Annotated in this window: 23 protein-coding genes; 17 read left to right on the forward strand and 6 right to left on the reverse strand. The window is 58.9% G+C overall.

Annotated features, from left to right (window positions below):
• The first annotated feature begins 1 nt into the window (after position 1).
• Genes ACR1XY_RS19050 through ACR1XY_RS19060 form a run of 3 tightly spaced genes read left to right on the forward strand, consistent with a single transcriptional unit; the run spans position 2 to position 3,768 of the window.
• Positions 2-1,087, forward strand: a complete 1,086-nt coding sequence (locus tag ACR1XY_RS19050; RefSeq protein WP_480595503.1) for a microcin C ABC transporter permease YejB — start codon at positions 2-4, stop codon at positions 1,085-1,087.
• Positions 1,088-2,194: an ABC transporter permease gene (locus ACR1XY_RS19055; protein ID WP_480595504.1), complete on the forward strand. Its 1,107-nt coding sequence runs from the start codon at positions 1,088-1,090 to the stop codon at positions 2,192-2,194.
• Positions 2,191-3,768, forward strand: a complete 1,578-nt coding sequence (locus ACR1XY_RS19060; RefSeq protein WP_480595505.1) for an ABC transporter ATP-binding protein — start codon at positions 2,191-2,193, stop codon at positions 3,766-3,768. Before ACR1XY_RS19055 ends, ACR1XY_RS19060 begins: the two co-directional genes overlap by 4 nt.
• Before the next feature lie 28 nt (positions 3,769-3,796).
• Here the strand turns inward: ACR1XY_RS19060 and ACR1XY_RS19065 are convergent, their stop codons facing one another.
• The 3 genes from ACR1XY_RS19065 to hemN all read right to left on the reverse strand — a co-directional run bounded on the left by ACR1XY_RS19065 (position 3,797) and on the right by hemN (position 7,800).
• Positions 3,797-4,183 (reverse strand): DUF995 domain-containing protein, encoded by a 387-nt coding sequence (locus tag ACR1XY_RS19065; RefSeq protein ID WP_480595506.1) that lies wholly within the window; start codon positions 4,181-4,183, stop codon positions 3,797-3,799.
• A 154-nt stretch (positions 4,184-4,337) separates the two neighbouring features.
• Positions 4,338-6,269: an elongation factor G gene (locus ACR1XY_RS19070; RefSeq protein ID WP_480595507.1), complete on the reverse strand. Its 1,932-nt coding sequence runs from the start codon at positions 6,267-6,269 to the stop codon at positions 4,338-4,340.
• Between the two features lie 175 nt (positions 6,270-6,444).
• Positions 6,445-7,800, reverse strand: a complete 1,356-nt coding sequence (hemN, locus tag ACR1XY_RS19075; protein WP_480595508.1) for an oxygen-independent coproporphyrinogen III oxidase — start codon at positions 7,798-7,800, stop codon at positions 6,445-6,447.
• Between the two features lie 61 nt (positions 7,801-7,861).
• On the opposite strand from hemN, the gene fnrL reads away from it, so the two are divergent.
• Together fnrL and ACR1XY_RS19085 are read left to right on the forward strand one after the other, a co-directional pair.
• Complete coding sequence (fnrL, locus tag ACR1XY_RS19080) at positions 7,862-8,605, forward strand: transcriptional regulator FnrL (RefSeq protein ID WP_480595509.1); 744 nt, start codon at positions 7,862-7,864, stop codon at positions 8,603-8,605.
• A gap of 74 nt (positions 8,606-8,679) precedes the next feature.
• Positions 8,680-8,931: a GlsB/YeaQ/YmgE family stress response membrane protein gene (locus ACR1XY_RS19085; protein ID WP_480595510.1), complete on the forward strand. Its 252-nt coding sequence runs from the start codon at positions 8,680-8,682 to the stop codon at positions 8,929-8,931.
• 42 nt (positions 8,932-8,973) lie between these two features.
• Here ACR1XY_RS19085 and ACR1XY_RS19090 read toward each other — a convergent pair whose 3' ends face one another.
• A complete protein-coding gene (locus ACR1XY_RS19090; protein WP_480595511.1) occupies positions 8,974-9,813 on the reverse strand; it encodes a universal stress protein in 840 nt (279 codons plus the stop codon).
• Between the two features lie 194 nt (positions 9,814-10,007).
• On the opposite strand from ACR1XY_RS19090, the gene ccoN reads away from it, so the two are divergent.
• The 11 genes from ccoN to nusG all read left to right on the forward strand — a co-directional run bounded on the left by ccoN (position 10,008) and on the right by nusG (position 20,000).
• Positions 10,008-11,615 carry a cytochrome-c oxidase, cbb3-type subunit I gene (ccoN, locus tag ACR1XY_RS19095; protein WP_480595512.1) on the forward strand — a complete coding sequence of 536 codons (1,608 nt, stop codon included), beginning with the start codon at positions 10,008-10,010 and terminating at the stop codon, positions 11,613-11,615.
• A 15-nt stretch (positions 11,616-11,630) separates the two neighbouring features.
• Positions 11,631-12,359 (forward strand): cytochrome-c oxidase, cbb3-type subunit II, encoded by a 729-nt coding sequence (ccoO, locus tag ACR1XY_RS19100; protein WP_480595513.1) that lies wholly within the window; start codon positions 11,631-11,633, stop codon positions 12,357-12,359.
• 10 nt (positions 12,360-12,369) lie between these two features.
• Positions 12,370-12,555, forward strand: coding sequence for a cbb3-type cytochrome c oxidase subunit 3 (locus tag ACR1XY_RS19105; RefSeq protein ID WP_170328812.1), 186 nt, complete (start codon positions 12,370-12,372; stop codon positions 12,553-12,555).
• The gene (gene ccoP / locus ACR1XY_RS19110; RefSeq protein ID WP_480595514.1) at positions 12,552-13,415 is read left to right on the forward strand and encodes a cytochrome-c oxidase, cbb3-type subunit III; all 864 of its coding nucleotides are present in this window, start codon (positions 12,552-12,554) and stop codon (positions 13,413-13,415) included. Before ACR1XY_RS19105 ends, ccoP begins: the two co-directional genes overlap by 4 nt.
• A gap of 375 nt (positions 13,416-13,790) precedes the next feature.
• Entirely contained in the window at positions 13,791-14,666 is an 876-nt protein-coding gene (locus ACR1XY_RS19115; protein ID WP_480595515.1) for a LysR family transcriptional regulator, read from the forward strand.
• A gap of 101 nt (positions 14,667-14,767) precedes the next feature.
• Complete coding sequence (gene ccoG, locus ACR1XY_RS19120) at positions 14,768-16,195, forward strand: cytochrome c oxidase accessory protein CcoG (protein ID WP_480595516.1); 1,428 nt, start codon at positions 14,768-14,770, stop codon at positions 16,193-16,195.
• 1 nt (position 16,196) lies between these two features.
• Positions 16,197-16,655 (forward strand): FixH family protein, encoded by a 459-nt coding sequence (locus tag ACR1XY_RS19125; protein WP_480595517.1) that lies wholly within the window; start codon positions 16,197-16,199, stop codon positions 16,653-16,655.
• A gap of 4 nt (positions 16,656-16,659) precedes the next feature.
• Positions 16,660-18,837 carry a heavy metal translocating P-type ATPase gene (locus tag ACR1XY_RS19130; RefSeq protein WP_480595518.1) on the forward strand — a complete coding sequence of 726 codons (2,178 nt, stop codon included), beginning with the start codon at positions 16,660-16,662 and terminating at the stop codon, positions 18,835-18,837.
• 5 nt (positions 18,838-18,842) lie between these two features.
• Complete coding sequence (gene ccoS / locus ACR1XY_RS19135) at positions 18,843-19,001, forward strand: cbb3-type cytochrome oxidase assembly protein CcoS (RefSeq protein ID WP_170335604.1); 159 nt, start codon at positions 18,843-18,845, stop codon at positions 18,999-19,001.
• Between the two features lie 68 nt (positions 19,002-19,069).
• Positions 19,070-19,267 carry a preprotein translocase subunit SecE gene (secE, locus tag ACR1XY_RS19140; RefSeq protein ID WP_170335602.1) on the forward strand — a complete coding sequence of 66 codons (198 nt, stop codon included), beginning with the start codon at positions 19,070-19,072 and terminating at the stop codon, positions 19,265-19,267.
• 199 nt (positions 19,268-19,466) lie between these two features.
• Entirely contained in the window at positions 19,467-20,000 is a 534-nt protein-coding gene (gene nusG / locus ACR1XY_RS19145) for a transcription termination/antitermination protein NusG (RefSeq protein WP_170328796.1), read from the forward strand.
• 121 nt (positions 20,001-20,121) lie between these two features.
• Here nusG and ACR1XY_RS19150 read toward each other — a convergent pair whose 3' ends face one another.
• Both ACR1XY_RS19150 and ACR1XY_RS19155 read right to left on the reverse strand, forming a co-directional pair.
• Positions 20,122-20,886 (reverse strand): hypothetical protein, encoded by a 765-nt coding sequence (locus ACR1XY_RS19150; RefSeq protein WP_480595519.1) that lies wholly within the window; start codon positions 20,884-20,886, stop codon positions 20,122-20,124.
• Positions 20,883-21,743 (reverse strand): hypothetical protein, encoded by an 861-nt coding sequence (locus ACR1XY_RS19155; protein WP_480595520.1) that lies wholly within the window; start codon positions 21,741-21,743, stop codon positions 20,883-20,885. The genes ACR1XY_RS19150 and ACR1XY_RS19155 overlap by 4 nt, the downstream gene beginning before the upstream one ends.
• Positions 21,744-22,054: 311 nt before the next feature.
• On the opposite strand from ACR1XY_RS19155, the gene rplK reads away from it, so the two are divergent.
• Entirely contained in the window at positions 22,055-22,504 is a 450-nt protein-coding gene (rplK, locus tag ACR1XY_RS19160; RefSeq protein ID WP_010440985.1) for a 50S ribosomal protein L11, read from the forward strand.
• Position 22,505: the final 1 nt, after the last annotated feature.

Consider the following 22,505-nt stretch of genomic DNA (forward strand, 5'->3'; position numbering starts at 1 on the left):
TTTGGGCGCGTATATTCTTCGCCGGCTTTTGCTGGTCATACCGACGCTACTTGGAATCATGATTGTGAACTTCACCCTGGTGCAATTTGTGCCGGGCGGCCCGATCGAGCAGATATTGGCTCAGATGCAGGGCGAAGGTGACGTGTTCGCAGGTTTCGCCGGAGGCGAGGGTGCGCCGGCCGAAGAGACCTTTGGTTCGGACAGCGAATATATCGGCGCCCGTGGTTTGCCGAAGGAATTCATCGAAGAACTGGAAAAGGAATTTGGCTTCGACAAACCTCCGGTCGAGCGGTTTCTCACAATGATGGGCAACTATATGACGCTGGATTTTGGGCAGAGCTATTTCCGCTCGATCAGCGTGATTGATCTGGTGCTGGAAAAGATGCCGGTGTCGATTTCGCTGGGGTTGTGGTCGACGCTAATCGCTTATCTGGTGTCGATTCCGCTGGGTATCCGTAAGGCGGTCAAGGACGGGTCACGCTTTGACACCTGGACCAGTGGCACCATCATCGTGGCCTATGCGATCCCCGGCTTCCTGTTTGCCATTCTGCTGCTGGTGCTGTTCGCCGGCGGCTCTTACTGGCAGATTTTCCCGCTGCGGGGGCTGACCTCGGACAATTGGGACAACCTCAGTCTGTTTGGCAAAATTGCCGACTATTTCTGGCACATCACCCTGCCGGTGATTGCCCTGACAATCTCTGCTTTTGCGACGCTGACCCTGCTGACCAAGAACTCGTTTTTGGACGAGATCAAGAAACAATACGTCATGACCGCCCGCGCCAAGGGCCTGAGCGAGGGCAAGGTGCTGTACGGCCATGTTTTCCGCAATGCCATGCTGATCGTGATTGCGGGCTTTCCGGCGGTGTTTATCGGTGTGTTCTTCAGTGGCTCGATCATCATCGAGACCATTTTTTCGCTGGACGGTCTGGGTCGTCTGGGTTTTGAAGCCGCCGTTGCGCGGGATTATCCGGTGATCTTCGGAACGCTGTTCATCTTTGGCCTGATGAGCCTTGTTGTCGGCATAATCAGCGACCTGATGTATGTGCTGGTCGACCCGCGTATCGATTTCGAAAAGCGGGAGGGGTAAATGGCATTGTCCCCCCTCAACCAGCGCCGCTGGCGCAATTTCCGGCGCAATGGTCGGGCGTTCTGGTCGTTGATCATCTTTTCGGTGCTATTCGGCTTGTCGCTGTTTGCCGAGTTTATCGCCAATGACAAACCGATCCTGGTCAAATACCGGGGTGAGTTCTATACGCCGATCTTCAACTTCTACCCCGAGACCGAGTTCGGCGGTGATTTCCAGACGGAAGCGATCTATCGCGACCCCGAGGTACAATGCCTGATCGACAGCGGCGGGCTGGAATCGTGTTTCGACGATCCCGAAGGGATCATCGATGACATCAAGGCAGGCACATTCCAGGCGGATGGATTCGAACGTGGCTGGTCCATCTGGCCTCTGATCCCCTATTCCTACAGCACGAGCGTGGATCGCCCCGGTGCTGCGCCTCTGCCACCCAATGGGCAGAATCTGCTGGGCACGGATGACACCAAGCGGGACGTGCTGGCGCGGGTGATCTACGGCTTCCGTCTGTCCATTTTGTTCACCCTCGTCGTCACGGGTGTGGCCAGTATGATCGGCATCTTCGCGGGCGCCATCCAGGGGTTCTTTGGCGGCTGGCTGGATCTAGTGTTCCAGCGGATCATCGAAATCTGGTCGGCCACACCATCGCTTTACGTGATCATCATCATGTTCGCCATTCTGGGGCGCAGTTTCTGGCTGTTGGTGGCGCTGATGATCCTGTTTGGCTGGACCGGTCTGGTGGGTGTGGTGCGGGCCGAGTTCCTGCGGGCGCGGAACCTGGAATACGTGCGCGCCGCGCGGGCGCTGGGCGTGGGCAACATGACGATCATGTTCCGGCACATGCTGCCCAATGCGATGGTGGCCACACTGACCTTTATGCCGTTTATCGTAACGGGTACCATTGGCGGCCTGGCCTCGCTGGATTTTCTGGGCTTCGGCCTGCCATCTTCGGCCCCGTCGCTAGGGGAACTGACGCTTCAGGCGAAACAGAACCTGCAGGCGCCGTGGCTGGCCTTCACCGCCTTTTTCACCTTTGCCATCATGCTGTCGCTTCTGGTCTTCATTTTCGAAGGCGTCCGCGATGCGTTTGATCCCAGAAAGACCTTCTCATGAGCCTGCTGGAAGTGAACAACCTCAAGGTCTCGTTCCGGCAGGACGGACAAATCAGCGCGGCGGTCAAGGGTGTGTCCTTCACCGTTGATCGGGGGGAGACAGTGGCTCTGGTGGGCGAATCCGGCTCGGGCAAATCCGTCACCGCCCTGTCCACCGTCTCGTTGCTGGGCGACAGCGCCATTGTCGAGGGATCAGTGAAATACGATGGCGACGAGATGATCGGTGCCTCGCAAGACAAGCTGATGGACGTGCGCGGCAACGACATCAGTTTTATCTTTCAGGAACCGATGACCTCGCTCAACCCGCTGCACACGATCCAGAAGCAAATGGCCGAGTCGCTGGCTCTGCACCAGGGTTTGACCGGTGACGCGGCGCGCGAGCGAATTGTGGAACTGCTGACCAAGGTCGGTATACGTGATCCGCGCGAGCGGCTGGACAGTTATCCGCATCAGCTGTCGGGTGGGCAGCGGCAACGGGTCATGATTGCCATGGCCTTGGCCAACAAGCCCGACATTCTGATCGCGGATGAACCCACAACCGCGCTGGATGTGACCATTCAGGCGCAGATCCTCGAACTGCTGGCCGAGCTCCAGAAATCCGAGAACATGGGGATGCTGTTCATCACCCATGACCTTGGTATCGTGCGGCGCATCGCTGACCGGGTCTGCGTGATGAAGGACGGCAAGATCGTAGAAACCGGCGCTACTGCCGAGATTTTCGACAACCCGCAACATCCCTATACGCGCAAGCTGCTGGGGGCCGAACCCTCGGGCCATCCGGACCCGGTCGCGCCAGAGGCAGAAGAAGTTGCGCGGACTGACCACCTGAAGGTCTGGTTTCCGATTCAGCGCGGATTTCTGAAGCGCACGGTCGGATACGTGAAAGCTGTCAACGATGCGACGCTGAGCGTTCGTGCAGGTGAAACGCTTGGGATTGTCGGTGAAAGCGGCTCGGGCAAGACAACGCTGGCGTTGGCCATCATGCGGCTGATCGCATCCGAGGGCGGGATTACCTTCCGGGACCAGGACGTGCGCCGCTGGTCCACGCGTCAGCTGCGGCGGCTGCGCAAGGACATGCAGATCGTGTTTCAGGACCCGTTCGGCAGCCTCAGTCCGCGGATGACCTGCCAGCAGATCATTGCCGAAGGGTTGGCGATCCACAAAGTCGACCCGCACCGTGCCCCGCGTGAGTTGGTCACTGAGGTGATGACAGAAGTGGGGCTCGACCCAGCGGCGATGGACCGCTACCCGCATGAGTTCTCGGGTGGGCAACGCCAGCGCATCGCCATCGCGCGGGCCATGGTGCTGCGGCCCAAATTGCTGGTGTTGGACGAACCGACCAGCGCGCTGGACATGACGGTGCAGGTGCAGATTGTTGACCTGCTGCGCGACCTTCAGCGGAAATACGGTCTGGCCTATCTGTTCATCAGCCATGACCTGAAGGTTGTCCGCGCCATGTCCCACAGTGTGATCGTCATGCGGAACGGTGATGTGATCGAAATGGGCACGGCCGAGGATTTGTTCGAAAACGCCCAGACAGATTATACCCGCGAACTGATCGCAGCGGCGGGGTAGGGCGGGTAGTGACCCGCCCGGCCAGAGATCAAAGCCCCAGATCTTTTTTGATCTTGTTGAATTTGCTCTTTTGGGTGTCGCCTTTGACCTGCTTTTCGTACTTGTGCCGGTACCAATCGGATTTCTCAGGAAGGTAACGTTCCCAAATGGTTCCGTCTGGCGCTGTCACGAACTCCCAGCACTGATTGTACAATTCTGACTTTGTTTGACCGTTCTCAGGCCAATACCAAGTCGTTTCGTTGCACAGTTTTCCTTTGTTGGTGACGTACCATTTACCGATACCGATGGAGTTTCCACTCTTGCCGACGCCGTGCATGACACCGTTGGGAGCCCAATAAAACTTGCTGCCACGGCTCCAGTTTGACGTTTTGCCGGAAAACAACTGTGCAATTTGCTGGGGATCAGTTGCCGACACCGGCAAGTAGTACCAAGGAAACTACGGCAGCTGTGCTCAGGACGGATTTTGCATACCCCATAACAAAGACTCCTTTCTAACTCGTTCTTAAAAAAAGGGACGTGGTCCCGGAGGCCCTCTGACCGGTGTGCCGATCAGAGGAATTCTGGAAATGTCAGTGTGCGTTTGCCGTTTCGCGCGATGCAGATTTCGGCACTGGTCCACGCAACTCCTCGTAGTGATCAAAGCTCAGCTTGACCCAGCCAGTGCCGCGTGTGGCGCTGGCGAGAGTGCGGTGCAGTTCATCCTCGGCCACGGCGGGCAGTTGAGCGTTGAAAATCTCCCAGCCCGAGGCGTTGGGGTTGCCTTCAAATCCCAGAACCTGACCCTGCAGCGAACTGATGGTCGGAACCAGATCGCCGACGAAATCCGAGGGTAGGTGAATTTCGGCGTTTAGGATCGGTTGCAGGACCACCGGTTTGGCTTGCGGCAGGGCCTCACGAACGGCGTTTTTGCCAGCTGTGCGGAAGGCATAATCCGAACTGTCCACATTGTGGTGCTTGCCGTCGCTGAGCGTGACTTTCACATCGACCACCGGGAAACCCTCGGGGCCTTGTGCCAGCGCGTCCTTGGCGCCGTGCTCGACCGAGGGGATATAGTTCTTGGGCACCGCGCCGCCCTTGACGATCTCCTCGAACTGGAAGCCCGCACCCCGCGGCATCGGAGCGACCGAGATCACCACGTCGGCAAACTGCCCCGCGCCACCGGATTGCTTGCGATGGCGGTGGCGATGTTCGACGGGCGCGCGGATGGTTTCGCGATAGGCGGTTTCAACCTGATCGGCCGCGATCTCGATACCGAAATCCTCGGCCAGCTTGGCGGTGACGCGCCGCATGTGCTGCGGACCCTGCGAGCCCAAAACTGCATGGCCGCTTAGTTCATCCTGATCCAGATGCAGGCCCGGGTCGATCTCGACCAGACGGTTCAATGCGTTCGACAGTCTCACGTCATCGCGTTCATGCGCGGGGGACACGATTTGACGGAAGGCGACGGGATGGGACGACGCCCATTCCGGTAAAGGCGTCGCCTCGGTACTGTCATAGAGATTGCCGGGGTTCAGGTGGTCGGATTTTACCGCCAGCCCGATTTGCCCGGCGGGCAGATCGGATATCTGGGTTTTGGCGTCAAGCGTGGTCAGGTTCCCCACGGTCTCACCGCCCAGATTCTCATGCGCTTTTACGCCATCGCCCAGCCCGCGCAGCACGACGATCTTGCCGATATGCTTCTTGACATCAGCAAATCCGGCAATGGCGCGGGCATTCTCGGCTGCTTCGTCACGGTCGGCAGCGATATCGAATTCGGGTGCCTCATGCCGCAGCGCCTTCATCAGGCGGGTCAGGCCGTTACCATGGCTGGCCGCGCCCAGGCAGGCCGGGATCAGTTGATGGTTTTGCAGCACCTGCGCGGCCAGGTCATAGACCTCGGCGCTGGGGGGTTGCTTGTCCTCGATCAGTTGCTCCAACAGGTGGTCATCGAAATCTGACAGGGTTTCCAGCAACTCGGTGCGGGCCTCCTGCTCGCGGTCTTCGACCGATTGCGGCAGTTCGATCAGGGCCGAGGGTTGCCCTTCCTGGTACTTCCAAGCCCGTTCCGAGATCAGGTCGACCGCGCCGATGATCGTGTCGCCTTCGCGTATCGGCACCTGTCGCAGGGCGATGTGCTGGGTACAATAGGTCTGAAGCGCCGCAATGATGTCGCGGATGCGTCCATTTGGATTGTCCATGCGGTTGATGAACAGGAAACAGGGGATTCCCGCCTCTTCAACGAGCCGCAGGTACGGGGCGCATAGGACGGCGGCGTTCGGGTCGGGCGGTACGACCACTACGGCGGCGTCCGAGATTGCCATGGCCGGGCCGACATAGGCCAGATTGTCGCCGCCGCCATCTACGTCGATGGCGCACCAGGGCTCGTTCAAGTAAGAAAAACCGTGCAAATGCACGGTTCCGGATACGTCGAATGTGGTGGGCCGGTCGTCGAGGCGGCTTATAGCCTCGACCAGGGTGGTTTTGCCCGATTGGCTGGGGCCGAGGACGGTGAAAACGCGCATAGGTGCTGTCCCTCTTTCAAATTGCAGATCAACTGCACGAAAAGGAAAGCCTTACGCGAATGCGTCGGCGCTATTGTCTGTTACTCGGCCTGCCTCAGGTGCGGGCGAGATGTCGCCCGCCCTGCAAGTGTGTGAAAAACCGACCCGTCGCGTCAAGCCCTGACCTCTTGGCGGGTCAGATTGCTGAGCTGTGGCCGGCTTTACTTAGATCATAGGCGTCGAAACTGCGCGCGATCATGCGGGTCAGCGGACGCGCCTCGGGCGGGATGAACAACCCGTGCTCGGTGATGCGCAACAACCCGTCAAAGGCGCTGTTGGCGTCTTGATACATGCTTTGCAGTTCGGCAGCGGAGATATTGTGGTCGCGAAGAATCTCGGCGCTGTCGATCTGGAAATCGCACATCAACGCTTCGATCAACCGGGCACGCAGGATGTCCTGCCCTTTGAACAGGTGCCCGCGCGAAGTTGAAAAGCGCCCCTCGCGGATTGCCTTGGTATGGGCGGAGGTCGCGGGAGCGTTCTGCGCATAGCCTTGCGGGAAACGCGAGATCGAGCTGGCGCCGACACCGATCAGAACTTCGGCCTGGTCGTCGGTATAGCCCTGGAAGTTCCGCTTGAGCCGCCCGGCTTTCAGCGCATGGGTCAGACCATCGTCCTGCGTGGCAAAGTGGTCGATGCCAATCTCTGCGTAGTTGTCCCACATGAACAGGCGGCGGGCGGTGTCGAACAGGTCCAGCCGCTCTTCGGGGGTGGGCAGGGCATCGGACGGGATCAGCTGTTGCCGCTTGGCCATCCACGGTACGTGGGCGTAACCGTACAGCGCCACCCGATCCGGGCTGAGCGACAGCAGTTTCTGCACGCTTTCCGTCATCCGGTTCTTGGTCTGATGCGGCAGGCCATACAGGATGTCGGCATTAAGGCTGTTGATCCCGCGCGCGCGGATCATGTCCACGGCTTCGCGGGTGGTGTCATAGCTTTGTATACGCCCGATGGTCTTTTGAATCTCATCGTCGAAATCCTGAACCCCGATCGAGGCGCGGTTCATGCCAGCCTCGGCCAGCGCGTCCAGACGGCCTTCGTCGATCTCGTTCGGATCGATCTCAACCGAGAATTCGGCGTTCGGCCCCAGCGGCACAACCTCCAGAATCCGCGCTGCCAGATCGCGCATCAGATCCGGGTTCAGCAGGGTCGGCGTACCACCGCCCCAATGCAGGCGCGACAGGGTGACACCTTCGGGCAGGCGCTCGGCCAGCAGGTCCAGCTCGGCCTTCAGTACATCCACGTAAGCGATGACCGGGTTGTCTGTCTGCGTGCCCTGCGTGCGGCAGGCGCAGAACCAGCACAGCCTGCGGCAGAATGGGACGTGGATATACAGCGATACGGAACTGCCGGGCTTGAGGCCGGAAATCCAGTCACCATAAAGACTTGCCCCCACATCATTGCTGAAATGGGGAGCAGTGGGGTAGCTTGTGTAACGCGGGACTTTCGCGTCAAATAGTCCAAGCTTTGCCAATTGTGGTTTCACTATCATGGCGATACGTTTAAGGGACGACCCGGCCAGATGCTTTGACCGAGATCAAGTGGAAACGCGCATGACACCGATATTCAAGATCGACCATACGAACTGTGGAGACTGCCCTATCCGGCATCGCGCAGTGTGCGCGCACTGCGATGCGAATGAGCTGGAAGAGCTTGAAGGTATTAAGTATTACCGCAGTTTTGAAGCGGGGCAGACGATTATTTGGTCCGGGGATCAGATGAACTTTGTCGGCTCTGTCGTGTCGGGTATCGCATCGTTGACACAGACAATGGAAGACGGGCGCACGCAAATGGTCGGCCTATTGCTGCCCAGCGACTTCGTCGGTCGGCCGGGGCGTGATTCTGCGCCCTATGACGTGCTGGCGACAACTGATCTGGTCATGTGCTGCTTTCGCAAAAAGCCGTTCGAAGACCTGATGAGCAAAACGCCGCATATCGCGCATCGTCTGTTGCAGATGACGCTCGACGAACTGGACGCGGCGCGCGAATGGATGCTGGTGCTGGGGCGCAAGACCGCGCGCGAAAAGATCGCCAGCCTGCTTTCGATCATCGCCCGCCGCGACGCCTCGATCCACCAGAAGGGCAATGCCGGCCCGATCGTGTTCGACCTGCCCCTGACCCGCGAGGCGATGGCGGATTATCTAGGCCTGACGCTGGAAACAGTCAGCCGTCAGATCTCGGCCCTGAAAAAGGAACAGGTCATTCTGCTGGAAGGCAAGCGCCATGTCACGATCCCGGATATGGGGCGCCTGATGGAAGAGGCGGGAGACGACTCGGATGGTGGGTTTCTGGTCTGACACGCTTGCGGCGTGACTGAGGCTGCACACCGTGCTTTACTGGGTCCGGGTGAAGCGATCTTCAGGAGTGAACCATGGGATTCAGTAGCATTCTGGCGATGCTGTTCATCGGCGCAATCGCCGGGTGGCTGTCGGGCAAGATCATGGAAGGCCGTGGCTTTGGTTTGATCGGCAACATCATTGTTGGCATCGTCGGCGCGTTTCTTGCAGGATTGATCTTCCCGGCGCTCGGCTTTGCCGTGGGCGGTGGAGTGTTCTCATCGATCTTCTTCGCCACGGTCGGGGCAGTGATCCTGCTGTTCCTGATCGGGCTGGTGAAGCGATAGGAAAACCGCCCCCGAGGGACGGCTATTGTGATCACCTTTACCTCAATGGGCCAGGAAAACCGGCACCGAGGATTGTTCCAGCATGTTCCGGGTCGCACCACCCAGAATGGCTTCACGGAACCGAGAGTGGCCGTAAGCGCCCATGACGATCATGTCCGCTTCGGTGTCCGCGGCGTGCCGGTTCAGGATATCCGACACGCGGGTCATGGTCTTGCTTAGCACGTCAATCTCGCATTTCACGCCATGGCGGGCCAGCATCTGTGACAGCAAACCGCCAGGGTCAGACCGGTCGGGGCCGTGGCGTGGCGGATCGATGACGACGATGCGCACCAGATCGGCTGCGACCAGGAACGGCAGGGCGCGGCGAATGGCACGCATGGCCTCGACGCTTTCGTTCCACCCGATCAGGATCGTGCCGGGTCGTGCAAAGGGCGTGGCGCCCTGCGGTGCGATCAAAACCGGCGCGTGACCCTCGAACATTGCGGCTTCGACGATGGGTTCGGCCTCGGCGCCGCGATCCTCTCCATAAGGTTGTGGCAGGATGACGAGGTCGGAGAATCGCGCACGATGGGCGACATGGCGGCCGATGTCCGATATCTGCGCTACACCGCTTTCGGCGGACCAGCGGGTGTCGGTCTTGCCCAGATAGGTTTTGGCGTAGGACAGGATTTCCTCGGCTTCGGCATTGGCACGATTTAGCGTTTCCTGAAGAATCAAGGCGTTAGCACCGGCGTAGTAATAACCGGTCTGGCTGCGGTCGACACCGAGGCAGAGCGCTTCGATATGCGCGTCCTGTGCGGATGCCAGCGCCGCCATTTGGGCCAGAGCCGGATCGCTTTGGCTTGTGTCCGTCATGACGGTGAGAAGAGATTTGTAAGCCATTTTGACCTCGTGCCTGCAAAGCGTCTGACTGCGTCCTGATGACCCAGCCGCCAGAATACGATTGTCACAGAAATCAGGCTATTGTCTTGACACAGATCAAAGCAGTTCTGGCCTCTGTCGGACAAAACAGCAGCCAGTCAAATAAGCCCTGCGACACAGATAGAATCGCGCGGGGCATGGCAAAGGGACGCAATATGTCAAATTACATCAAGCTGATCGTGCTTGGTCTGATCGCGATATTCGCTGCGATCGGAACCAATTATGCACGCGATTTGGCGTATCAGGTGCACGCAATTCTGGTGATGGTGATCGCCGTTGGTTTGTTCATCTGGACGCTCAGAAATACCGATGAGCCAGATATTCTCGTGGATCGCTCGGGCGAATACATGGATGGAGTCGTCCGCTACGGCGTGATCGCAACCGCCTTCTGGGGCGTAGTCGGGTTCCTGGCGGGAACCTTTATTGCGTTCCAGCTGGCCTTTCCGGTGCTCAACTTCGAATGGGCCCAGGGCTATCTGAACTTTGGGCGTCTTCGCCCGCTGCACACCTCGGCGGTTATTTTCGCATTTGGCGGCAACGCGCTGATCGCGACTTCGTTCTATGTCGTGCAGCGCACCAGTGCCGCGCGCCTGTGGGGCGGTAATCTGGCGTGGTTTGTGTTCTGGGGCTACCAGCTGTTCATCGTGCTGGCCGCAACGGGCTATGTGCTGGGCGGTACCCAATCGAAAGAATACGCTGAGCCTGAATGGTATGTTGACCTGTGGCTGACCATCGTCTGGGTTGCCTACCTGGCCGTTTTCCTTGGCACCGTGGTCAAGCGGAAAGAGCCGCACATCTACGTGGCCAACTGGTTCTACCTGGCCTTCATCGTCACCGTAGCGATGCTGCACCTGGTCAACAACATGACCATCCCGGTCAGCATCTGGGGTTCGAAATCGGTCATCGTCTGGTCGGGCGTACAGGACGCCATGATCCAGTGGTGGTACGGCCACAACGCTGTGGGCTTCTTCCTGACTGCAGGCTTTCTGGGCATGATGTACTATTTCATCCCGAAACAGGCCGAACGTCCGGTGTTCTCGTACAAGCTGTCGATCATCCACTTCTGGGCGCTGATCTTCCTGTATATCTGGGCTGGTCCGCACCACCTGCACTATACCGCGCTGCCTGACTGGGCTTCGACGCTGGGTATGGTGTTCTCGATTGTGCTGTGGATGCCGTCCTGGGGTGGTATGATCAACGGTCTGATGACCCTGTCGGGCGCCTGGGACAAGCTGCGCACGGACCCGGTGATCCGGATGATGGTGATCTCGGTCGGCTTCTACGGCATGTCCACCTTTGAAGGTCCGATGATGTCGATCCGCGCTGTGAACTCGCTCAGCCACTACACCGACTGGACCATTGGCCACGTGCACTCGGGCGCGCTTGGCTGGAACGGAATGATCACCTTTGGTGCGCTGTACTTCCTCGTGCCCGTCCTGTGGAAGCGTGAACGTCTGTATTCGCTGCAGATGGTCAGCTGGCACTTTTGGCTCGCCACCATCGGCATCGTGCTCTACGCCGCGTCGATGTGGGTGACCGGTATCATGGAAGGCCTGATGTGGCGCGAAGTGGATGCCAACGGCTTCCTGGTGAACTCGTTCGCCGACACCGTGGCGGCCAAGTTCCCGATGTATGTGGTGCGTGCTCTGGGTGGCGTCCTGTTCGTCGCTGGTGCTGTGATCATGTGCTACAACCTGTGGATGACTGTGCGGAAAGCGCCGGCCAAAGAGGCCAGCCTGACCGTCGCGGTCCCGGCTGAATAAGGAGGGCCGGTAGCTATGGCAATTCTCGACAAACATAAGATCCTCGAGACCAACGCGACCCTCCTGCTGATCTTCAGCTTTCTGGTCGTGACCATCGGTGGCCTGGTGCAGATCACCCCGCTTTTCTATCTTGAGAACACCATCGAGAAGGTGGAGGGCATGCGCCCTTACACCCCTCTCGAAATGGCGGGCCGTGAGATCTACATCCGTGAAGGCTGCTATGTCTGCCACAGCCAGATGATCCGCCCGATGCGGGACGAGGTCGAACGCTATGGTCACTACTCGCTGGCGGCCGAGTCGATGTACGACCACCCGTTCCAGTGGGGCTCCAAACGTACCGGGCCTGATCTGGCACGCGTGGGTGGCCGTTATTCGGACCAGTGGCATGTGGACCACCTGCGTGATCCGCAGTCGGTTGTGCCGGAATCGGTGATGCCGAAATACGGCTTCCTCGAGCACCGCAAGATCGACGGCAAGTATATCGGTGATGTAATGGCGGCGAACGCCGTAGTGGGCACGCCCTATACCGAAGAGATGCTGGCCAACGCCCAGGCGGACTTCCGTGCGCAGGCTGATCCGGACAGCGACTATGACGGGCTGCTGGAACGCTATGGCGACAAGGTCAGCGTTCGCAACTTCGACGGTCAGCCCGAACTGACCGAAGCGGATGCGCTGGTCGCTTACCTGCAGATGCTGGGTACGCTGGTCGACTTTTCGACCTTTACCCCAGACGCGAGCCGCTAAGGAGGGTGTGATGGAAGAATATACTCTCTTACGGCAATTCGCGGATAGCTGGATGCTGTTGCTTTTGTTTGCCTTCTTTGTTGGCATCGTCATCTGGGTTTTCCGCCCTGGCGCCAGCAAGGAATACAAGGACACCGCCAACATCCCGTTCCGGCATCAAGACAAACCGGCCACATCCGAGGAGGCGCGGCAATGAGCAAACCATCTGAAAAACTGCCGGGCGATCCAAATACAACCGGACATACCTGGGACGGCATCGAAGAATTCGACAATCCAATGCCGCGATGGTGGCTGTGGACCTTCTACGCCACCATCATCTGGGGCGTGATCTACACGATCATGTATCCGGCTTGGCCGTTGGTCCATTCGGCGACTGCAGGTGTTCTGGGCTGGTCCACACGTGAAATCGTGCAAGAGGATATGGTGGCGTTCGAAGAGGCCAACGCACCGTGGAATGCCAAGCTGGTCGAAACGCCGTTAGAGCAGATCTCGGCCGACGCTGAGTTGCAGCAATACGCGGTGAACTCGGGTGGTGCTGTGTTCCGCACCTGGTGTGCGCAGTGCCACGGCTCGGGGGCACAGGGTGCCACTGGCTTCCCGAACCTGCTGGACGATGCCTGGCTGTGGGGCGGTACGCTCGAGGACATCGAGTTCACCATTGCCCACGGTATTCGGAACGAGGAAAGCGATGATGCGCGCTATTCCGAGATGCCGGCCTTTGGCGAAATGCTTGAACAAGACGAAATCACTCAGGTGGTTCAGTATGTCATGTCGCTGACCAATGCGCAGACCGACGATGCGGCGGCGCAGGCGGGCAAGGTTGTCTTCGAAGACAACTGTGCGGCTTGCCACGGCGAAGACGGCAAAGGAGATGTCTTCCAGGGCGCGCCGAACCTGACCGACGCGATCTGGCTCTATGGCGGCAGTGAAGAGGCTCTGACCGAAACGGTCACCTACAGCCGTTTTGGTGTGATGCCTGCTTGGGAAAACCGTCTGACCGACGCGCAGATTCGCGCTGTCTCGGCTTACGTCCACCAGCTTGGTGGTGGTCAGTAAGGTTTAAAGAATACCTTCGGACGGTTCGCCGCCCGAAGGTTGAGGCACCGGCTGTTCCATCTGTTCGCGCGTTTCCTGAACAGCCGGTGCTACATTTCCAGACCAGTAATCCAAAATGTACCGGTCCAGTGCACCTATTACTTGGAGCACGAACCTGTGACGCGCAAGCTTTTCTTCCACCTGTGATCATCAGAAAGCCACTTTGGCTTTGGCGGTTCGTCGCGCGGCTCGGTTTGGGTGGCGACCATGAAAGTTCTGGCAAGAATAGACAGCATCTGATCTCTCCTGAATGTGGGTCCAACTGGATTCAAGATTGATCTGCGGGCGCGGAAATGCGACTCAATTGATGTGTGAAAATGTAAGGTGGACTTACATATGGATTGGTTGAAGATGCCACCGCTTGCGTCGCTGAAGGCCTTCAATGCCTTCGCGGAGACGAGAAATGTGGTGCAGGCGGGTACAAAGCTGAATGTCAGCCACGCTGCCATCAGCCAGCAATTGCGCGCGTTGGAAAAGCATCTGGGTGCCGCGTTGCTGGACCGAAGCGGAAAATCCATGACCCTGACCCCCGAGGGCGAGAAACTGGCCCGTGCCCTGCATCTGGGATTTGGTGCCATCGGTGATGCGGTGGCCGACCTGATGCATCTGGCCGAAGATCGTCCGGTTCACATCTCGCTGACCGCGTCTTTTGCGGCCTCGTGGCTGATGCCGCGCCTGCCTGCCTTTCAGCTCGACCATCCCGATATTCCTCTGGTGCTGGACCCCTCCCCGGAATTGGTTAGCCTGCGCCCGGGCGGGGTGGATGTTGCGATCCGGTACGGGGATGGGAACTGGTCCGGTATGACATCGGAACTGTTGCTGCAAAGCCCGATCGTGATCGTCGCTGCGCCCTCGCTGCTGCAGGGCAGGGCGTCGATGACCCCGGACGAACTAAGCCAGTTGCCCTGGCTTGAAGAGCTTGGAACCACCGAGGCGACCTCGTGGCTTAACCGACAAGGGGTGGAACATGGCCCCCGCGCCGGTCGTATCGTGTTGCCGGGCAATCTGGTGCTTGAAGGGCTGCGGGCCGGGCAGGGGGTGACCGTCACGGCGCGGCATTTCGTTGAACCCGACATAAAAGCGGGTCGCCTTGTCGAACTGTTTTGCGAACCGGGCGAACGAGGCTATCATATTGTAACCGGCGATGCACCGCTGCGGCCTGCCGTCAAGGTTTTTGTGGCTTGGCTCAGGCGGCAATCTGGTCGCATGTGACAAAAGGTGTCTGTGCGATGCGCTTTTGACCCATGTCAAAGTGGGACACGTTGTGATTTGGGACAAGACGCCTAAAAAACAGCCACATCTGGAGCCAGCTCGTGAGCGATTCCGACCCCGCCCCCAGCCTTTATGCTGCTAGGGAGCCCATTTTTCCCCGGCGCGTGTCCGGTCCTTTTAGAAACCTGAAATGGATCATCCTCGCGGTCACATTGGGGATTTACTATCTGACGCCATGGATCAGGTGGGACCGCGGTCCCAGTCTGCCGGATCAGGCGGTACTGCTGGATCTGGCGAACCGGCGGTTCTATTTCTTCTGGATCGAGATTTGGCCGCACGAGTTCTATTTCGTGGCGGGTCTACTGATCATGGCCGGTCTTGGGTTATTCCTGTTCACTTCGGCGCTGGGGCGCGTGTGGTGCGGCTATGCCTGTCCGCAGACCGTGTGGACGGACCTCTACATTCTGGTTGAACGCTGGATCGAGGGAGATCGAAATGCCCGCCTGCGTCTGCATCGGCAGGAGAAACTGGATTTCCGCAAGGCTCGGCTGCGTCTGACCAAGTGGACCGTGTGGTTGTTGATCGGCGTGGCTACTGGCGGCGCCTGGGTGTTTTATTTTGCCGATGCGCCGACATTGCTGCGCGATCTGGTCACCGGCAACGCCCATCCGATTGCTTACACCACCATTTTGATTCTGACCGGCACGACCTTTCTGTTCGGTGGCTTCGCCCGCGAGCAGATTTGTATCTATGCCTGCCCGTGGCCGCGTATTCAGGCTGCGATGATGGACGAGGATACTCTGGTCGTTGGCTACCGCGAATGGCGGGGTGAGCCACGCGGTAAGGGCAAGCGGACAGCGGATTCCGAGTTGGGCGACTGCATCGACTGCATGGCCTGTGTGAATGTCTGCCCCGTGGGTATCGACATTCGCGACGGTCAGCAGTTGGAGTGCATCACCTGCGCCCTGTGCATCGATGCCTGCGACGACATGATGGCCAAGATCGGCAAGCCACGCGGCCTGATCGACTATATGGCTCTCAGCGATGAGACCCGAGAACGCGCGGGGCATGCACCCAAAAATGTCTGGAAGCACATCCTGCGGCCTCGGACGATCATGTATACGTCCCTGTGGTCTCTGGTTGGTTTTGGCCTGCTGTTTGCGCTGTTTATCCGTTCTGACATCGATCTGACGGTGGCGCCGGTGCGCAACCCGACCTTCGTGACCCTGTCCGACGGTACCATCCGAAACACCTATGATGTGCGTCTGCGCAACAAACATGGAGAGGATCGGCCGTTCGAACTGACACTGGCCGGTGATCCGGCGCTGCAGCTGCAAATCGAAGGGATCGAGGGCAGCACTGTTAATGTCACCGCAGATACGGCACAATTGACACGCGTCTACATCATTTCAGAACAAGGTACCGGACCTGCGGCCGCGGCTTCCACGCCGGTGCGTATCTGGGTCGAAGATGTGGAAAGTGGTGAGCGCGCCTATAAGGACACCACGTTCAACGGACGAGGAAACTAAGATGGCCGAGCGTCAGTTTACCGGAAAGCACGCCCTGGCGGTGTTTATCGTCGCCTTCGGCGTGATCATCGCCGTCAACCTCGTCTTGGCATATAGCGCGGTCAAAACCTTTCCGGGGCTCGAGGTGAAGAACTCCTACGTCGCCAGCCAGGAGTTCAATGAGCGCCTGCAGGAACAGCAGGCGCTGGGTTGGAACATCCGTGCCGAGGTGTCCGGTGGGCTGTTGATCCTGCATATTACCGACAAGACCGGTGCCCCGGTCGAAGTGTCGGAACTGCAGGCCGTAGTTGGCCGCGCAACCCATGTGAAAGACGACTTCGCGCCCGATTTCACCTTTGATGGTCAGGCCTATGCGACCCCGGCGGTTTTGGGCAAGGGCAACTGGAACATCCGACTGGTGGCCAAGGACAGCTCGGGCGCCGAGTTCGCGCAGCGTGTGCCGCTGTATGTGAAGGGGTGAACGGATGGCGGCGCAACTGACATCCGGCACGGCGGCCTGTCCGGGATGCATTGCCGGCCCGGCGGAACCGGCGCGGCCCATTCCGCAGGATGTGCAGATCGCGCTGTCGCTGCCGGGCATTCACTGTTCGGCCTGTATCGCGACGGTCGAGCGAGAGCTGAACGCCCACCCCGGCGTGGAGGACGCGCGGGTGAACTTGACCCTGAAACGCGCGATGGTCAAAGCGGCGCCAGACCTGCGGGCTACCGACCTGATCCCGGTGCTGGAACGGGCGGGGTTCGAGGCCCATGAGCTGGACCCCGGCGCCTTGTCGGCCACGCAGGCGGACAAGGCGGGCCGCGATCTGCTGATGCGGCTGGCGGTGGCCGGGTTTGCCTCGATGAACGTGATGCTGTTGTCGGTGTCTGTCTGGTCGGGAGCATCGGATGCCACCCGCGACATGTTCCACTGGATATCGGCAGCCATTGCGCTGCCGGCGATTGCTTTTTCCGGGCAGCCCTTCTTTGCCAACGCCTGGAGCGCCCTGCGCGTACGCCGTCTGAATATGGACGTACCGATTGTACTGGCCATCGTGCTGGCGCTGGTGACGTCGCTTTGGGAAACCGTACTCAGCGGTGAACATGCCTATTTCGATGCAGCGCTGACGCTGACCTTCTTCCTGCTGGCCGGACGGTATCTGGACTACCGCACCCGTGCCGCGGCCCGGTCTGCGGCCGAGGAACTGACGGCGCTTGAAGTGCCCCGTGCCGTAAAGCTGGTCGATGGGTCAGAAGAAGAGGTTGCTGTGGCCACTCTGACCGTCGGTGACTTGATCCTTGTCCGGCCCGGGGGCCGAATGCCGGTGGATGGCGAAATCGTCTCTGGCCAATCGGAACTCGACCGGTCTCTGCTGACCGGGGAGACCCTGCCGGTCTTCGCCGAGGCTGGCCTGACCGTAAGTGCCGGTGAGGTCAATCTGACCGGCCCCCTGACCATCCAGGCAACGGCGGTGGGCGAGGATACCTCACTGCATCGCATGGCTGATCTGGTCGCCATCGCTGAATCGGGCCGGTCGCGCTATACTTCGCTGGCGGACAAGGCGGCCAAACTTTATGCGCCAGGTGTACACATCCTGTCGGCGCTCAGCTTTCTGGGCTGGTACATCTATTCCGGTGATATCCGCACTGCGCTGAACATTGCCGCCGCCGTTCTGATCATCACCTGCCCCTGCGCGCTGGGTCTGGCCGTGCCTGCGGTGACCACGGCGGCCTCGGGGCGGCTGTTCCGCAAGGGGATGCTGATTAAACATGCCACCGCGCTGGAGCGTCTGGCCGAGGTCGATACGGTCGTCTTCGACAAGACCGGTACGCTGACCTCGGGCACGCCCGAGCTGACTAATCTGGGTGATCATTCCCGTGTGGACCTTGAGGTCGCTCTGGCACTGGCCGAGGCGTCCTCGCATCCGTTGTCCGTCGCCCTGACCAAGGCTGCGCGCGACGCCGGGATTAAGCCGGCCACCCTTAAGGATCTAACCGAAGTTCCGGGCTATGGCACCGAGGGCAGTTGGCATGGTCAGCGCGTGCGCCTTGGCCGCGCTGCCTGGACCGGCGCGGAAGAGGGCAACCAGACAGCGGCCTGGCTGTCGGTTGGCGGACAAGCCCCCGCAACCTTCCTGTTCTCGGACAGACTGCGCCCCGGTGCGGCCGAGGCGGTTCAGGCCCTTCGGGATGCGGGTAAGGACGTTGTCCTGATATCCGGCGACACGCAGGGCGCGGTTCAGGTACTGGCTGCAAAACTGGGGATCGACAACTGGGTCGCGCAGGCCCTGCCGCAGGACAAGGCGGCCCGCGTGCAGGAATTGAGCGAGCAGGGCCGCCACGTCCTTATGGTCGGCGATGGCCTGAATGATACTGCCGCGCTGGCAGCGGCGCATGTGTCGATCTCTCCGGCCTCGGCGCTGGATGCGGCGCGGGTGGCGTCGGATATCGTACTATTGGGTAATGATCTTGCCCCAATCGCAGATGCCTGCGATACGGCCGTGAAAGCGACGAAACGGATTCGTGAAAACTTCCGCATCGCAACCGTGTATAATATCATCGCGGTCCCGTTGGCTGTCGTTGGCTTGGCCACACCGCTGATCGCGGCGCTGGCGATGTCGACCTCGTCCATCACCGTGTCTCTGAATGCCCTGCGCCTGAGGTAGTTGAATTGGAAGTTCTGGCCTATCTGATACCGATTTCCCTGCTTTTGGGCGGGGTTGGCCTTGTTGCGTTCATTTATACGGTGCGGTCGAACCAGTATGATGATCCCGAAGGCGATGCGCGCCGTATCCTCAGCGATGAATGGGACGACAAGCCCAAGCCCTGACGGCCCTTGAAATTGCCGCAATGCCCGGTTATGTCCGGCCCATCCGCTAGCAGAGAGAACCAAGCCAAATGGCAACTATGAATCCGATCCAGTTCATTCAGCAAGTCCGCGCCGAAGTTGCAAAGGTCGTCTGGCCGACCCGGCGTGAAGTTCTGTTGACCACGGTCATGGTGTTCATCATGGCGGCTCTGACGGCCGTGTTCTTCGCACTGGTCGACCTAGCCATTCGCGGCGGGCTTCAGGCGATCCTGGGCGCGTTCAGCTAAACCGGCTCGGGCGGGCGGAAACACCACTGCCCCCTTGCACCGCGCGCGATGTCAGAGTAGGTGACGCGGTACTATTCGGAATGGGCGTGCGGCGATTCGGGCTGCGCGCCGCTTTTTATTCCGGGTGATGCGATAGAATTTCAATGACGGTGCTTGCGGCCATCCGTGCGCACCGAAGAAAAACAAGGACGACAGGTTCATGGCGAAACGGTGGTACTCGGTCAGCGTTCTTTCGAATTTCGAAAAGAAGATCGCAGAGCAGATCCGCACGTCCGTGGCCGAGCAGGGCCTTGAGGATGACATCGACGAGGTTCTGGTGCCCACCGAAGAGGTGATCGAAGTGCGCCGGGGTAAAAAGGTCACGACCGAACGCCGTTTCATGCCCGGCTACGTGCTGGTTCACATGGAAATGTCGGATCAGGGCTATCACCTGGTGAACTCGATCAACCGCGTCACTGGCTTCCTGGGCCCGCAAGGCCGCCCAATGCCGATGCGTGATGCCGAAGTGAACCAGATCCTCAACCGCGTTCAGGAAGGCGAAGAAGCGCCCAAACTGATGATCACCTTCGAGGTTGGCGAGAAGGTCAAGGTCAACGACGGCCCGTTCGAGGATTTCGACGGCATGGTGGAAGGCGTGGATGACGAGAACCAGAAGCTGAAGGTTTCGGTTTCGATCTTTGGCCGTGAAACCCCGGTCGAGCTGGACTTCACTCAAGTCACGAAGCAGAGCTAAAGGGCTCGCCCACTGGTTTTTCGACGCCGTGTTGCGATCAGCAACGCGGCGTTTTTGTATTGGCGAGCCAAATCTAAAGCCTGCAGGTGAAGGATGGCGCCTACGCTGTGAAAAGCTTTCGTTATGGCCGCCCTGGAATCAGTTCTTTTTGCTGAAGAACTGTCAGTATGTCGAGAATTGTTGACGGGCTTACATCAACGGATCCGTCAAGAAAAACACCTAGGCCACCCTCTCCGATTTCGCGCGGGCCGCCTTTATCATACACTGGATCAAGGGAAGCGAGCTCCGCCGGCAACTCCGGGCACAATGGGGTTTCATTGAGCACAAGATCCACAGCAGCCAACATCAAGTCTTTTACGGATTCCAGTGTATCGTCTTCCAGCAGTTGCTCTCGCTGAGCTTCGGGAGCCGTTAATGTAAGGTCTATGAGTTTAAAATAGGCACAGTTGTCACGCAGATCGACGGTTGCTTCGGTGGACATGTTGGCCAAGATAGCTCTTTTTTGTTCGCCCCGCTGAAAGTCACGTTCACTGGTGCGGCTGCATTCAAAGTTCGTGACTGTTACTTCCCCGTCCAGATCGATCACATCGTCCTTGGCATGAAAACTCATACCATCAAGCCTGATTTGCAGGCCGCAATTGTCGACAATTGCATTATCAGCCAAACGCTCAGGTACGGTTTTTTGTATTTCACGCAAATCCAAAAGTGCGCCCACCCCGATCCGAGTGGGGGCTACTGCCGTGAGGTTCAGGTCAAGCGTGTACGGCAATTCCGTGTCGCGAAAGGGCAGTGACGCATCGATAACGAAGTTCACCTGTTGTGCGCTTGGGGCCCGGGCGTCCAGAAAAGCTGCCATTAAGACCGGGAATACTAACCAAAGTCTCATTCAGCGAACTCCAAAACACCAAGCTCCTTCAATCCCCCAAGGACTTTGACTATTGTCTCTGCGCTGACATCAGCCGATCCGACAACAGCTGCTCCCAGCCCGCCAGGAGCAATTTCACGTGTGCCGCCGGACTCGTAAATCGGGTCGAGAACAGCGAATTCTTCGGGCAAGGGTGGGCAAACCGGATGCGCTGCCAAAAACTCGCCGCCCTTTTCGAACACGGCTTCGTTGATCCGGTTGGTCAGGCCAAAGAGATTGCTGACGGCTCCGATGAACCCACGCGGGCTAAGGTTAACCTTTTCGATACTGAATGTGAGGCATTGGCCTTTCACTTCTGCCTTAGCGACAGCAATTGCATCTACGGTCGCCCCAAAATAACGAATACCCGGTTCTTCTCGTCTGTTACACCGCGTGAACTGGGCACGGGCTGAACCCTCGACCTTTACGGTGTCGCCTATGGCGGTGACGTCCCGGATTTCGAGGTAAATCTGGCGTTTGCAGCTTTCTTCAAGTGGGCCTGTCAGTATACGGGGCGCTTTTTCCTGCAATCCACGCAAATCCATGAACGCTCTCAATCGCAAACGGGTCGGGCTGGATTCTTCCAGTCCGCTATAGACGGTGAAAGGGACGGGAATGTCACGCAGGGGAACTTCTTTGGTTAGCTTGATCTGGAACCGGCCTGCATAAGTGGCGGGGTCAATCCCTGTTGTTGAGGGCAAAGAAGTTCCGTTGCCGCCGTCGGTTTGGGTGGCCGTTTCGGAGCCAGCGCTCTGATCTTGCGCCTTACTGCCGCACCCCGGCAGCATCGCAATCAGAATGCAGATCAGCAGTCCCTTGTTCAGCCGAGATGATGCCATCCCTGACCACCTCTTTTGTAATCAAGCTGTGCAAAGATACCCACCTGCGTCTCTTTGGCAACTTATGTATTCAAGTAATCTGTTCTGTTGCTCAGTTCCCATATTTGACTGTGGGCCGATTGCGGTGCAAATAGGTCCCTTGGGATTATGAGCCAGCCACTTGCCAACCCCCACATTCCCCTGTAAACGCCGCCTCTATCGTCTTCGGGCGAGATTCTCTCGTGGGAGGTTGCTGGGATCGCGATCCCGGATCGGACCACGCAACATATACCGGGTGGGACGCGTCCCATTCACGTTGAAAGGAAAACCAAATGGCCAAGAAGCTTGCTGGTACAATGAAACTGCAGGTTCCTGCAGGTCAGGCGAACCCGTCGCCGCCAGTTGGTCCGGCGCTGGGTCAGCGCGGCATCAACATCATGGAATTCTGCAAAGCGTTCAACGCCAAGACCGCAGACATGGAGCCCGGCGCTCCGTGCCCGACCGTGATCACCTACTATCAGGACAAGTCCTTCACCATGGACATCAAGACGCCGCCCGCGTCTTACTACCTGAAAAAAGCAGCTGGTCTGAAGCCGGTCGGCAAGCGTAACCGCCCCCGTGGTGCGGAAAACCCCGGTCGTGAGACCGTGGCCACCGTGACCTCGAAGCAGGTTCGCGAAATCGCCGAAGCCAAAATGAAAGATCTGAACGCCAACGACGTCGAAGGCGCAATGCAGATCATCCTGGGCTCGGCCCGCTCCATGGGCATCGAGGTGAAGTAAG

It is taken from the genome of Ruegeria sp. AD11(2025), assembly GCF_056542405.1.